This is a genomic window from Gryllotalpicola koreensis (assembly GCF_039538185.1).
Lineage (GTDB): Bacteria > Actinomycetota > Actinomycetes > Actinomycetales > Microbacteriaceae > Gryllotalpicola > Gryllotalpicola koreensis.
In genome coordinates, this window is record NZ_BAABBW010000001.1 from 963,502 (window position 1) to 976,373 (window position 12,872).

The following is a 12,872-nucleotide window of genomic DNA, read 5'->3' on the forward strand; positions in this document are numbered from 1 at the left end:
CCGTCATCCTAAGGGCGCCGCGCGGCGGTCGACGGCTCGTCATTAACGCTCACCCGCGTCGTCCAATTCACTGTCAGGCTGCACCTGACAGCTTGCGCGAGTATCGCTCGTGCGCGCTCTGCCTAGTCATTCCGAGCCCGGCGGCGATGCCGCGCCAGGAGACGCCGCGCTTGTGCTGCCCGGCGACTGCCGACGCTATCGCCTGCTCGAGCTCGGCCCGCAGCGCCACGAGCTCGGCTAGCTCGATCTCGTCGGCATCTGCTACGCGTCGGCCTGCAGCGCGCAGCATGCGCCGCATCATCGCGAGGTATTCGGTGGTCTCGATCATGCCGTGGCCTCCACGGCGCGCAGCGGCTCGACCTCGCGCGCCCGATAGATGCCCTGGCGTATCTTGTCGAGCGGGACCGGGATGTAGTGGCGCGCGGTGTCGGCTTTCGCCCACCCGCATGCTTCCTGGACGGTGAGCAGGTCGCCGCCCACGGCGTCGAGGAGGTCGGTGGCGAACCTGTGGCGCAGCTTGTGGATCGTCCACGGGGCGTCGAGCACGTCGGCGGCAAGCTCCGAGATGCGGCGCGGCGACAGGTGCCCGTCGATCGCACCCTCGAAGAAGTAGCCTTCGCCCAACGCGAGCAGCTCGAAGGCGAGTCGAGGTGTGAGCGGCACCATGCGTGTCTTGCCGCCCTTGCCGTGCACGACCAGCGACCAGCCCACGAAGTCTTGGACCAGGTCCCACGACGCGGACACGGCGATCTCGCCGCGCCGCATCCCGGCGTCATGCGCCATGCGCAGGATCAGCTTCGTGCGCTGATCCGCGCGTCGCATCGCCGCCTCGTACACGGGCGGCGGCACGGGCATCGGGCTCGGCGCGGCCGGCTTCACTTTCGGCAGATGCTTCGCGATGTTCTTGGCACCGTGCACCCGCTTGCCCCACTTCCAGAACATGGAGAAGCACGAGCGCCGGCCACGTCGCGTCTCCGTCTGCCACGTCTGGTCTGCGAAGTAGGCGAGCAGCTCGTCAGCGGTCAGCGACCACGGATCGGCGGGCGCACGCCGGGCGAGATGCTGGAGTTGCTCGCGCCGGGCGCGCAGCGTTGTCGCCGGTGCGCCCGAGGCTTTCAGGTGGGTGATGAATCCCTCGATCGCCAGAGACCAGGGTTGAGTGATGGGTATGGAGTTGCTGTGCATTTGACAACCACCTTGGGGTGTGGGGAGGAAGGCGGGCAGTCCGATTTCGGGGATCGACCTTTAGGGGGACAGAACGACGGTTCTGCCTACGCGGCCGCGCGGCACGGCACGTCAATGAGCGCATCCATGCAGTCACTGATCAGATGCCCGCAGGCCCACGCCCCGCAGCGGTCGCACCACGCCTCGAAATCGTCGCCGTCGGGCACGAGGTGAATGGCTGGATGCGTCATCGCTCAGACTCCCGTCCGAGTGGTTGGGCGTGATCGGGGCCTTCGGGAATCTCGCTATCCGAACGTCGGAGGAATGCACGAGCCGCCTCGCCGTGATCCGAGTCCCACGCGTACTCGTATGCCCACTCGTGGTACTTATCGGAACCGATGCCCTCACCGTCGTCATAGGCCCATGACGCAACGAGGCTGTAGATCGCGTCGCACTCGGCGCACGAGATCCACGCGTACGCGCTCCCGTCGAAGGCGTAGACGCGCCGCAGGTATTGCTCTCCGGCGCGCACTGCGATGCATCCGCACACCAGGCAGTAGTGATCCACGCGAGCGACCGGCCGCGTCTCGGAGATCAGCTCAGGCATCGTCAGACTCCCGTTCGAGTGATCCGGTCGCCTCGTAGCGGCCGCGCAGGATCGGGCAGATACGCGATGAGTGCTTGGATGAGCCGCACCATGAGCAGGCCGACAGCTCGGCATCCCAGAGGATCAGATCGAGGGCGTGATTTGCGGCCTCAGCTAGGCTGAAGGGACTCGTACCTCCCAACCAGAAGGTTGGGAGGTACGAGTCCCTTCAGGCGCACCAGTGTGTTGTCCCGCGACGTATGCCTCATATGTCGCGGGACATCTGTGTTTTGAGGCACTCACGAGAGAGCCGGGGCTGCGCCGCTCCTGTCGTGGCACGTGGGGGCGAGTAGTCCTGAGTTGTGGCTGGGTGTGTGGCAGGGCGAGCGCGGACGAGCACACCACGCTCGGGCTGCGTGAACGCACGACGCGGCGTAGTCTTACCTCTGGGTTGAAGGTTTAAGTCACAGTGCGGGTGCATCGGGTTGCGCCCGCACTGTGCGCGTTCGGGGCCGTTGTCGCGTTAACTCACCGCGGCCCGCGTTCTGTTCGGGCAGAAGTCGCGGGCCGCGGTCAATGGGGGGTTGAGGTCACGGGCTCGGGTGCCCGTTACTCCTAGAATGACCGGTCTACCCTAAGCGGCGCGCAAGGCGGCCTCAGGACCCGCTCAAGAAACATTGCCTTAGCAACTACCTCGCCGGGCGGTCCTCGCCGAATCGAGAGGACGCGTTGGCCAGGTGACGCAGCGTCAGCGCTGCGAGCCACCCTCGCACTGGGGGCCGCGAGCGCGGTCGGGCGCAGGTAGCTTGGGTTCGGGGTTGAGGAGTACTCGTTAAGTACTTGTGAAAAGAGACGTTCTACTGTGCTCAAAAACCTCGACCCTGTTCTGAGCGGCGACCTTCTTGTCACCCTCGATGAGATGCAACCTGGCGAATGGCTTGTGCTGACCTCCGGCACCGGGCCCATCATGGTGCCGAACGAAGGCCACACCGTCATCGACCTCGCGGCCACCTCCATCGAGGGGGTGGCGGCAGCCGTCCTCAGTGTGTTCCCTCTGGACGCGGCTGGCGCCCCGATCGTCTTTCTCGACGACCTCGATGGCCGGGAAGAGCTGCCAGACATGGTGTTCGCGATCTCTGGAATCGCAGCTGACGCCGAGCTTCGCCGGGTGCCGATGTCCACACTCGGCGAGCGGGAGTTCCGGCACCTCGCCGCGGACGCCGCCGCCACCGTGCGTGCCGACATCGCAGGCGAGCCGGGCTCCTTCCTGCTTCGCAAAGGAGACCTCGTCACCGCCTGACCCTGGCACGACGCTGCCCATGATGCCCGGGGAGAGCGCCGGAGTGGAGTACCCCGTACCCGCCCGCTCGCGCAAGCACTGCCGCCGCGAGCGGATCCCTGCGACACTCACCGGATGGAGATTCCGTTCGCACAGTCCCCACGTTCCAGCGTCGGCCTCGAGTGGGAGCTCATGCTCGCCGACCCTGACAGCGGCGAGCTCGTGCCCGCGGCGCCCGGGATCCTGCAGGTGCTCGACGGCGGCGAGAAGATCACCGCAGAGCTGCTGACGAACACGGTCGAGATCACGAGCGACCCGCGGCAGCGCGTCGCCGACGCGATCGACGACATCCGCGGACGCGTCGACCTGGTGCGGCACGAGGCCGAGAAGCACGGCGCGCGTCTGCTCTCGTCGGGCAGTCATCCCTTCGCCAAATGGCAGGATCAGAACATCACCGAGAAGAGCCGCTACCGCACGCTCATCGACCGCGCCCAGTGGTGGGGCCGGAACCTCATGATCTGGGGTGTGCACATGCACGTGGGCGTCGAAGACGGCGACAAGGTGATCCCGATCATCGGCGAGCTGACGAAGTTCCTGCCGCACCTGCAGGCGCTCAGCGCCTCGAGCCCGTTCTGGGCGGGGGAGCAGACCGGGTACGCCTCGAACCGAGCGCTGGTGTTCCAGCAGCTGCCGACCGCCGGCCTGCCGTGGCAGCTGCCCGACTGGAAGGCGTTCGAGGGCTACGTCGACGACCTCGTCGGCACGGACGTGATCGGCGAGGTCACGGAGGTGCGCTGGGACATCCGCCCCGCCCCGCGCTGGGGCACTGTCGAGCTGCGAGCCTGCGACGCGACGAGCAACCTCTTCGAGTTCGCCGCCATCGCCGCGTTCGCGCAGTGCCTCGTCGAGTGGTGCTCGCGGCAGCTCGACGACGGTGCGGAGTTCGAGCAGCTGCAGCCCTGGTTCCACCGCGAGAACAAGTGGCGCGCGGCCCGTTACGGCATGGACGCCCGGGTGATCACGGGGCGAGACGGCAGCGAGCAGGCGGTGCGCGATCATCTGCGCGAGCTGCTTCCGGTTCTTGAGCCCATCGCGGACGACCTGGGATGCCGGGCCGAGCTCGCCGGCATCCACACGATCCTCGATCTGGGCGCCGGGTACCAGCGCCAGCTGCAGCTCGCGCTGGGCACGGAAGGCGACCTGGGCGCCGTCGTCCGGCACCTGATCGCCGAGTTCGACGCCGAGCGTCCGCTCGTGCCGCGGTAACGTCGCAGAGGATGACTGACCTCACGACTGAGCCCGATCTGACGACCCAGACCGTCGAGCTGCTGCGCGAGCTCATCCGCAATGCGTGCGTGACCGACGGTTCCGCCGATTCCGGCGGTGAGGAGCGCAGTGCCGCGACGCTGCAGCGGTTCTTCGCGGGCTCGGGGTTGAGCGTCGAGCCCGTCGAGCCGCACCCGGGCCGCGTCTCGCTGGTCGCCGAGCTGCCCGGTACCGACCCCGCGGCGCCGAGTCTGCTGCTGCTCGGCCACACCGATGTCGTTCCGGCCGGCCGTGGCTGGGCCCACGATCCCTTCGGCGGCGAGCTCGTCGAGCGCGAGGGCGGCGCCTGGGTGTGGGGCCGCGGCGCCCTGGACATGCTGCATCTCACGGCGGCGTATGCGGTCGTGATGCGCAGATTCGCGACGGCGAACGAGCGGATGCCGGGGCGGCTCGTCTTCGCGGCGGTCGCCGACGAGGAGTCCGGTGGACACCTGGGCGCCGAGTGGATCGTCGCGAACCGGCCCGAGCTCGTCGACGTCGACGGCGTGCTGAGCGAGACGGGCGGCATTCCGCTCGCGGTCAGGGGCGTGGTGCGGGGCGTCACGGTGACCGTGGGGGAGAAAGGCATGGCCGGGCGCCGGCTGCGCTTCGCCGGGCATCCGCGCCACGCCTCGACCCCGTTCGGCGCCGACAACGCGATCGTCACGGCGGCGGCCGCCGTCACCCGCATCGCCCAGCACGCCGGACATGCACAGCTCGACGACCTCTGGCCGCAGTACGTCGCTGCGCTCGACGTGCCGGACGAGGTGCGCGCGGCGCTCACCGACCCTGCGCTGATCGACGCCGCGCTGCCGCAGCTCGGGCCGATCGCGGGCCTCGCCCACGCCGTCACGCACACGACCTTCTCGCCCGACCTCGTGCGGGGCGGCGACAAGCTGAACGTCGTCGCGCAGAACGCGCACGTCGACCTCGACATCCGCACCCTCCCCGGCGTGAGCGGCGTCGACGTCGACGCCCAGCTGCGCGCGGCGCTGGGTCCGCTCGCCGAGCGCACCGTGATCGAGCCGCTCGGGGGTCAGAACCCAGCCAGCCGCTCGCCGCTCGACACCCCGCTGTACGCGGCGCTCGACGAGGCCGTCGCAGCGGCGTATCCCGGGGCGCGCGCCGTGCCGGTGATCGCGCCGGGAGCCGCCGACAGCCGGTACTTCCGCACCCGCGGCATCCCCGCCTACGGCTTCGGCATGTTCTCGCCGCGCTGGCGGCACGCCGACTTCCGGCACCTCGTGCACAGTGTCGACGAGCGCATCGACGTGGAATCCGTCGGCCTCGCGGTGCACGCGATCGAGCGCGTGGTGCGCCGGGTGCTGGGGTGATGCACGCCACGGCGTTGCGTCGCCGGTTTCGGGCCCAACCGCGCGGTTTTCGGCCCGAACGCGGCGACGCAACCGCCGGTGCCCCCGCGGCGGCGCGCTCAGTGGACGGTGAATGACGATCGGATTCGTTGCGCCGGGCATCTGTGCGCCATCATCAGCGCATGACCCTCGTCGACCGGAAGTTCACCGTCGAACTGAACGGCACGAAGCAGCGCATCCACCTGCTCGCCGAGCGCGCCGGGCTGCCCGGACTGATCGTGCTGCATGGCGGCCCCGGCGTGCCCAACCGGCATGCGTTCACGGGTCGGCTGCGTGAGCTTGCGCAGGACTTCTTCCTGATTCTGTGGGACCAGCGCGGCGTCGGCGGCAGCTACCGGCCGCGCACGCAGGGACGGCTCACGCTCGATCAATTGGTGACGGATGCCGCGAGCCTGACAACCCTGGTCAGAGATCGTTATTCACTGCCGAGGGTGAACGTGCTCGGCTTCTCGTGGGGCACCGAGCTGGGCATCCGTCTCGTCCAGCGTCACCCCGAGTTGTACGCGGCCTACGTCGGCAGCGGGCAGGCGGTCGACGGCATCCGCAACGAGGCGATCGGCTACCGCCACGCGCTCGAGGCGGCGATCGCGGCCGGCGACGAGCGGGGCGTGCGCGCTCTGCGCCGCATCGGGCCGCCGGTCGATGCCCAGTACCGCCCGGTGGTGCGGGGGCTGATCACGCAGCGGCAGATCGCGGGGCGGCACAACCCGCTGAAGCCGCCCGCGAGCGGCGGGTGGGTGCAGTCGCTCGCCGGGGGGATCCTGACGAATCCCGAGTACTCGTGGCGCGACCGCTGGGGCTACGCCCGCGGGGCGACCCGCTCGCTCGCCGAGCTCTGGCCGGCCGTCACCCACTACGACTTCACGCAGGACGCCGCCGAGCTCGCCGTGCCCGTCACTTTCCTGCAGGGGCGGCACGACTGGACGACGCCCTCCGAGCTGGTCGAGGAGTACGCCGCCGTGCTGCGCGCGCCGTCGGTCAGGTTGGTCTGGTTCGAGGAATCCGGCCACGGGCCCTCATCGACCGAGCCCGAGAAGTTCATGCGCGAGCTGCGCGCCGCGCTCGCCGAAACGGAGACCCCATGACCACTGCAGCGCCCCTGCCCGAGCGCGCCCCCACCCGCGTCCTCGTCCGCTTCGGCCTCGGCGACTTCGCCCAGGCGGTGCTCACCGGGCTCATCACGAGCTACGTGCTGGTCGTCTTCGTGCCGCAGGCGGGCAGCTCGCTGCCGATCCTGCTGCCGGCCGCGGCGCTCACCTTCGCGCTCGTGCGCGGTATCGGCAGCGGGCTCGACGCGTTCCTCAACCCCGTCGTCGCGAGCTGGAGCGACCGCGTGCGCGCCCGCGGCGGCCGCCGCACGACCATGCTGCGCTGGGCCGCGCTGCCCTGGGCGATCACGACCGCGCTCGTCGTCTTCACCCCGCTCGATCACGCGAGCGGCTGGAACACGGTGTGGGTCGCGGTGTTCCTCTCGCTCTACTACGTCTCGGGCACCTTCTTCCTCGTGCCGTATTTCGCGCTCGTCGCGGAGCTCGTCACCGAGGTGCGCCGCCGCGTGTGGTTCTACACGATCAACACGCTGTTCTTCGTGATCGGCAGCGCGATCGTGTTCGTCACGCCGACGCTGCAGTCGGTGCTGGTCGGGGCGGGGTTCAGCGAGCTGGCGGCCTGGCGGTTCGCGTTCGCGCTGTTCGGGGTGATCGGATTCCTCGCCGCGGTCGTTCCCGCCTTCACGATCGACGAGCGGAGGTTCGTCGCGCCGGCGGCCGCGGGTGCGGCATCCCACCCTCCGCTGCTCGCGTCGTTCGCCGCCACCTTCCGCTACCGCAACTTCCGCGTGCTGGTGAGCGCGACCTTCGTGATGCAGGTCGCCTTCTCGCTGTTCAACGCGACGCTGCTGTACTACATCACGATGCTCGTCGGGCAGCCGCAGCTGTTCGCGACGATCGTGCCGGTGATCGCGATCATCATCGGGGTCTCGGCCTACCCGCTCGTGAACTGGCTTGCGCGCCGGGTCGGGAAGCGGCCGCTGATGGTCGCCGCGTGCATCGCCTACGTGGTGATCTACTTCGCGATCTACCTCTATCGCTTCGCGCTCTCCGGGGTTCCGGGCCCATTGTTCGCCGTGCTGATCGGCATTCTCATCGGGGTGCCGATCTCGATCACGAACATCATTCCGCCGGCCGCCTTCGCCGACCTCACGCAGTTCGACACCATCAAGACGGGGCTCAACCGCGCCGGCATGTTCTTCGCCTCGCGCAGCTTCATCACCTCGCTGAGTTCGACGGTCGTGCTGATCGTGGTGCCCTGGCTGATCTCGCTCGGTTCCACGGACGGCAAGGCGACGGTGACCGGAGTGCAGACCACGGCACTCGTCTCGGGCGTCTTCATCGCGCTGGCCCTGGTGCTGTTCGCGTTCTACGACGACCGCGAGATCATCCAGGTGATCGAGGAGCACACGGATGCCGCAACCGCGGCGGCCGCTGCCGAGTCGGCGACCACCCCGACGCTCTGAGTGAGCTCGGCCCCTAGGCCGTCCCGCGCGGCGACAGTAGATGCCGTTCAGCTCACCTCAGACCTCGTGGCGACAGTAGAAGCCCGAACTCGGCGCGCGAAGGCACATCTACTGTCGTCGCGCGGGCGGCAGCTGCGGTGAGAACGGATGCCTGAGCCAGCAGCTCCTCGTTGAGAGAGGTGAGGTCGACCGAGGTCGAACTGCCCCGAAGGCGCAGTTCGGGTTCCCTCAGCGCGACCGCAGCGACCCGAACGCACTCCTCGGGTGCGCAGCGCCCGACCTCAGCCCCCGAACGCCCGCCGCACCGCGTCGAACCACGCCACGAGGTAGTAGTCGTCGATGCTCGCGAGCCACATGACGACGATCTGCAGCGCCGCAAGGAACGGCAGCGCGAGGTCGACGATGCGGGGTCTGATCTCGGGCGTGTAGACGATGAGCAGCAGCAGCACCAGCACGGCGAAGCCCGCGGCCGACGGGTCGTGGCCGAGGCCGACGAACAGCGCGAGCACGTACACCGCGGCGAGGGCGACGGTCATCAGCGCGATCGACGGCCGCCGCGCGAGCAGGGCGACCACGCAGAGGCACGCGACGGGCGTGAGGATGAGCCAGCCGTAGCGGAAGAAATACTCCACGTCGTCGGCGAGCTCGCCCGGCTGCACGCCGATGCCGAACAGCCGGTAGGGCACGGCGCCGAACGCCCACTGCAGGAAGTACCACAGCACGAGGGTGCAGGCCGTCGGAAACGCGATGACGAGCAGGTCGGCCCGGCGCCGGCCACGCTCGCGCCTCTCGCCCGGCCGCAGGAACAGCGACGAGACGGCCGCGGTCGCGACCAGGATGACGCCGACGGAATCCGTCAGCGCGGCGAGCATGAAGAACAGGCCGGCGCGGAATCCGTCGCGCGTCGATCTGAACGCGATGAAGCGCGTCATGTTGTCCGCACCGAGCGCGAAGAAGGCGATCGTGATGAACAGCAGCGTGCTGCGCTCGATCAGGTAGACGGTGAAGGGGTTCGCGAAGAGCGCGACGCAGAACAGCGCGATCGCCGTCGGGGGGAACACGCGCTGGCGCATGCTCTCGAGCGTCCGCTGCCCCAGGTAGCCGGCGATGAGGGCGCCGAGCAGGCCGAGGCCGAGGGTGCCGAGCGGAACGAGCCGCATGACCCCGGTCGCGAAGATCATGCCGAGCGGCGGGTAGAGGTCGCGCACCCACTCGACGTCGGCCCGGCTCCAGTCGATCCCGAGGACGTGCTGGTAGACGAGGTCGTTGTCGCTCGTCGGCTCCGCCTTCCCCTGCGCCGCGAGCACCGCGATCACGAGGAACGGCAGTGCGAAGCCGAGGCGCACGAGCCAACGCAGCCCGGCGTTCAGGGGGAACGGGGCGACCCGCGTGCGCAGGCGACCGTGCCGGTCGGGGTGCGGCGCGCGACCTGCTCAGGCTGTCGCAGCTCGGCGCTCGGCATCCGTCGCCTCCCCCTCGACCGGCCGGGCGTACGTGGTGAGGCCGTGCTCGGTCTTCTCCCAGTAGTGCGGGCGGGTGATGAGCTGCCAGACCGCCTTGTAGGCCGCGATCGAGTGCAGCACCCAGTACAGCGGGTTCAGGATCGCCCACGGCACGAGGTAGTACCTCCCGCGCTTGAACGGGCCCATCATGTTGACGTAGATCATCACGGCGTTGCCGACCGTGAAGTTGAACAGCATGACCCACATCACCCAGGCCGGCACGAGGTCTGCGGGGTTCTCGTGCGTCAGCCAGATCGAGACGAAGGTGATCACGAACGACGGGATGACCCCGAGGAACGTGATCGGCGTGCCGGCGACCAGCAGCACGAAGCTCAGGAAGCTCACCCAGCCGATCTCGCGCACGAGCCTGCGGGGCTGCCTGGCGTGCACGATCGAGGTCTGCAGGTACCCCTTGATCCAGCGGCTGCGCTGCCGGATGAAGCTCGGGATCGCATTGTTCGCCTCCTCCATCGTGGTCGAGTTGATGATGCCGACGCGATAGCCGAGGGCAGAGGCACGGATGCCGAGGTCGGCGTCCTCCGTGACGTTGTAGGGGTCCCAGCCGCCGAGCTCGCGCAGGGCGGCGACTTTGAAGTGATTCGACGTGCCGCCCAGCGGGATCGGCAGCCGCGCGGCATCCAGCCCCGAGAGCATGTAGTAGAACCAGAAGCCGTACTCGAGCGTGAACATGCGCGTCAGCGGGTTCTCGGTGTCGTTGAAGTAGGCCAGCGCGGCCTGCACGCACACGAGGTCCTCGTCGCCGCGCTGGAAGGCGAGGTAGGCCTTCTTTAGCTGGTCGGGCTCTGGGATGTCCTCGGCGTCGTAGATCACCAGCAGCTCGCCGGTCGCGACCGCCAAGCCGACGTTGCACGCGCGCGGCTTCGTCTGCGGGGTGCCCTTCGGAATGCTGAGGATGCGGAAGTTGAACGGCGGGTCGGCCGCCGTGACGGCATCCCGCGTCTCGTGATCCTCTTCTTCGACCAGCACGAGGATCTCGAGCTTGTGCCTCGGGTAGTCGAGCTCGCCGAGGTTCGCGATCAACTGGGCCACGACGTTCGCCTCGCGGAAGACCGGAACGAGCACCGTGTACATCGGCAGCTCGTCGATGTCGATCGCGTCGACCTCCGCCTGCGTGATCTGCTCGACGACGTCGTAGCGCGAGCCGTGCAGCGCGACCACGTACTTGAACGTGGTCGCCAGCAGGAAGGCGATGCTGCCGACGGCGACCGTCCAGACGAGCGTGTTGAGCGGCCACAGGACGAGGCACACGATGTAGGCGACGAGCAGGACGACCCCGCCGATCTTCTGCCCCCGGCTCAGCACCATGCGGGCGGAGAGCAGCGGTTCGCGGGCGCCGAGCGCGTCGCGGGCGTGGGCGGCGAAGCGGTCGGCGAAGAGGTCGAGCACCGCGCTGCGCAGCGCCCAACGGCCCGTCGCGACGAAGCGCACCTCGCTCTCGAGTTCGCCCTCGACCTCGTCGGCGAGCTCGGGGCTCGGGGGGAAGAAGGTCGCGACGATGACCGCGCCGTCTGCGTCGCGCCGGATCGGCAGCCAGCCGCGCGCGATGTACCCCTGGCCGGATTTGCGCCGGACCAGCTCGCGGTCGAAGCGCTCGTGGGCGAGGTCGACGGTGCCGATGCCCCAGGCCTTCGCGCGCGCGGTCGCCACCTGCGCCTCGGTCACGAGATCGTGGTAGAGCAGCGCGGCTGCGGGGGCCGCGTTCGACGCCTCGGCCAGAGCGACCGCCTCATCGAGCTGCTGCTGGGTGATGATGCCGTCGGCGACGAGGCTGCTCAGGTCTTCGCGCGCGTCGGGCACGAAGCGTCGAGGAGCCTTGAAGCCGTACCCCCCTCCCACGCCTCGTCGGCCATGACGCTCCCCATGAGTCCCGCTGCCACGCGCTCACCTTGGGGGTCACTTTATTCCGGACCTCGAGCCGCCGCGACGGATTCGATGAGGGCGACGGATGCCTGTTCCAGCTGCTCCGCGGTGACATCGGCGGTCCAGGTGAATCTGAGCGCCGTCGTCGCCTCGTCGGGCGTGTACCCGAGGGCGAGCAGCACGTGCGAGGGCTCGGTGCGGCCGGCCGCGCAGGCCGAGCCCGCCGAGGCGATCACCCCGCGCCGCTCGAGCTCGAGCAGCACGGTCTCGCCGTTCACCCCGGGGATCACGAACGACGCGTGGCGGGGAAGCCGCCGCGTGGGGTGGCCGGTGAGCCGTGCACCCGGAATGCTCTCGAGCCCGGTCGTCACAAAGTCCCGGAATTCGTGCTCGAAAGCGTGCTCTTGTGACGACCTGCGCTCGTCGCCGGGCCCGGTCGTCGCAAATGGGCGGGACTCGCCGGCGGACGCGTGCATTTGTGACGACCCGAGGTCGCGCGCGAGCTCAGCCGCCGCACTGGCGAGCGCCACCGCCCACGCCACGTTCTCGGTGCCCGAGCGGCGCCCGCGCTCCTGCCCGCCGCCGTGCAGCAGCGGCTCGAGCGGCGCGCCGGCCCGCACGAACACGGCCCCAGACCCCTTCGGCGCCCCGAGCTTGTGCCCCGAGAACGACAGCGCGTCGACCCCGAGCGCGCGCACATCGACGGCCAGCGCGGCGACGGCCTGCACGGCATCCGTATGGAACAGCGCCCCGGATTCATGGGCGACGGATGCCAGCACCGCCACGTCTTGCACAGTGCCGACCTCGTTGTTGGCCCAGCCGATCGTGACGAGCGCGGTGTCCGACCGCAGGGCAGCGCGCAGCGCGTCGGGCGACACCACGCCGGTGGCATCCGTCTCGACATACGAGACCGCGAAGCCGTGCACCCGCTCGAGGTAGGCGACCGACTCGAGCACCGCCTCGTGCTCGATGCGCGTCGTCACGACGTGGCGGCCGCGACCCGATTCGAGCACGGCGCCGAGCGCGAGCCCCTTGACGCAGAGGTTCGCACCTTCGGTGCCTCCGCTCGTGAACACCACCTCGGCGGGACGGCACCCGAGGAACGCGGCGACCCCCTCGCGCGCCGCGGCCAGGCCGCGGGCCGCCGCGAGTCCCGGCTCGTGCACGCTCGACGGGTTGCCGAACGTGCCGGTGAGGTACGGCCACGCGGCCTCGAGCGCCGCGCGCCGCACGGGCGTCGTCGCGGCCGCGTCGAGCAGGATCACGG

At 69.5% G+C, this 12,872-nt stretch carries 11 protein-coding genes; 5 read left to right on the top strand and 6 right to left on the bottom strand.

Annotated elements, in window-relative coordinates:
• Positions 1-73: 73 nt before the first annotated feature.
• The 3 genes from ABD708_RS04640 to ABD708_RS04650 form a co-directional block, all read right to left on the bottom strand.
• Positions 74-328, bottom strand: coding sequence for a hypothetical protein (locus ABD708_RS04640; protein WP_344752111.1), 255 nt, complete (start codon positions 326-328; stop codon positions 74-76).
• Positions 325-1,185, bottom strand: coding sequence for a tyrosine-type recombinase/integrase (locus ABD708_RS04645; protein ID WP_344752112.1), 861 nt, complete (start codon positions 1,183-1,185; stop codon positions 325-327). Before ABD708_RS04645 ends, ABD708_RS04640 begins: the two co-directional genes overlap by 4 nt.
• A 226-nt stretch (positions 1,186-1,411) precedes the next feature.
• Complete coding sequence (locus tag ABD708_RS04650; protein ID WP_344752113.1) at positions 1,412-1,771, bottom strand: hypothetical protein; 360 nt, start codon at positions 1,769-1,771, stop codon at positions 1,412-1,414.
• Between the two features lie 919 nt (positions 1,772-2,690).
• Here ABD708_RS04650 and ABD708_RS04655 point away from each other — a divergent pair.
• The 5 genes from ABD708_RS04655 (at position 2,691) to ABD708_RS04675 (ending at position 8,222) form a co-directional block, all read left to right on the top strand.
• The gene (locus tag ABD708_RS04655) at positions 2,691-3,050 is read left to right on the top strand and encodes an RbsD/FucU family protein (RefSeq protein WP_344752114.1); all 360 of its coding nucleotides are present in this window, start codon (positions 2,691-2,693) and stop codon (positions 3,048-3,050) included.
• A gap of 114 nt (positions 3,051-3,164) precedes the next feature.
• On the top strand, positions 3,165-4,295 hold the full coding sequence (locus ABD708_RS04660) for a glutamate--cysteine ligase (RefSeq protein WP_344752115.1): 1,131 nt from the start codon (positions 3,165-3,167) through the stop codon (positions 4,293-4,295).
• Positions 4,296-4,306: 11 nt separating this feature from the next.
• The gene (locus tag ABD708_RS04665) at positions 4,307-5,668 is read left to right on the top strand and encodes a M20/M25/M40 family metallo-hydrolase (protein WP_344752116.1); all 1,362 of its coding nucleotides are present in this window, start codon (positions 4,307-4,309) and stop codon (positions 5,666-5,668) included.
• A 161-nt stretch (positions 5,669-5,829) separates the two neighbouring features.
• Complete coding sequence (locus ABD708_RS04670; RefSeq protein ID WP_344752117.1) at positions 5,830-6,792, top strand: alpha/beta fold hydrolase; 963 nt, start codon at positions 5,830-5,832, stop codon at positions 6,790-6,792.
• Entirely contained in the window at positions 6,789-8,222 is a 1,434-nt protein-coding gene (locus tag ABD708_RS04675; RefSeq protein ID WP_344752118.1) for an MFS transporter, read from the top strand. The genes ABD708_RS04670 and ABD708_RS04675 overlap by 4 nt, the downstream gene beginning before the upstream one ends.
• A gap of 281 nt (positions 8,223-8,503) precedes the next feature.
• Here the strand turns inward: ABD708_RS04675 and ABD708_RS04680 are convergent, their stop codons facing one another.
• From ABD708_RS04680 to ABD708_RS04690, 3 genes are all read right to left on the bottom strand, one after another.
• Positions 8,504-9,568, bottom strand: coding sequence for a hypothetical protein (locus ABD708_RS04680; protein ID WP_344752119.1), 1,065 nt, complete (start codon positions 9,566-9,568; stop codon positions 8,504-8,506).
• A gap of 87 nt (positions 9,569-9,655) precedes the next feature.
• A complete protein-coding gene (locus tag ABD708_RS04685) occupies positions 9,656-11,542 on the bottom strand; it encodes a glycosyltransferase family 2 protein (RefSeq protein ID WP_344752120.1) in 1,887 nt (628 codons plus the stop codon).
• A gap of 101 nt (positions 11,543-11,643) precedes the next feature.
• Complete coding sequence (locus tag ABD708_RS04690; protein WP_344752121.1) at positions 11,644-12,870, bottom strand: cysteine desulfurase family protein; 1,227 nt, start codon at positions 12,868-12,870, stop codon at positions 11,644-11,646.
• Between the last annotated feature and the right edge of the window lie 2 nt (positions 12,871-12,872).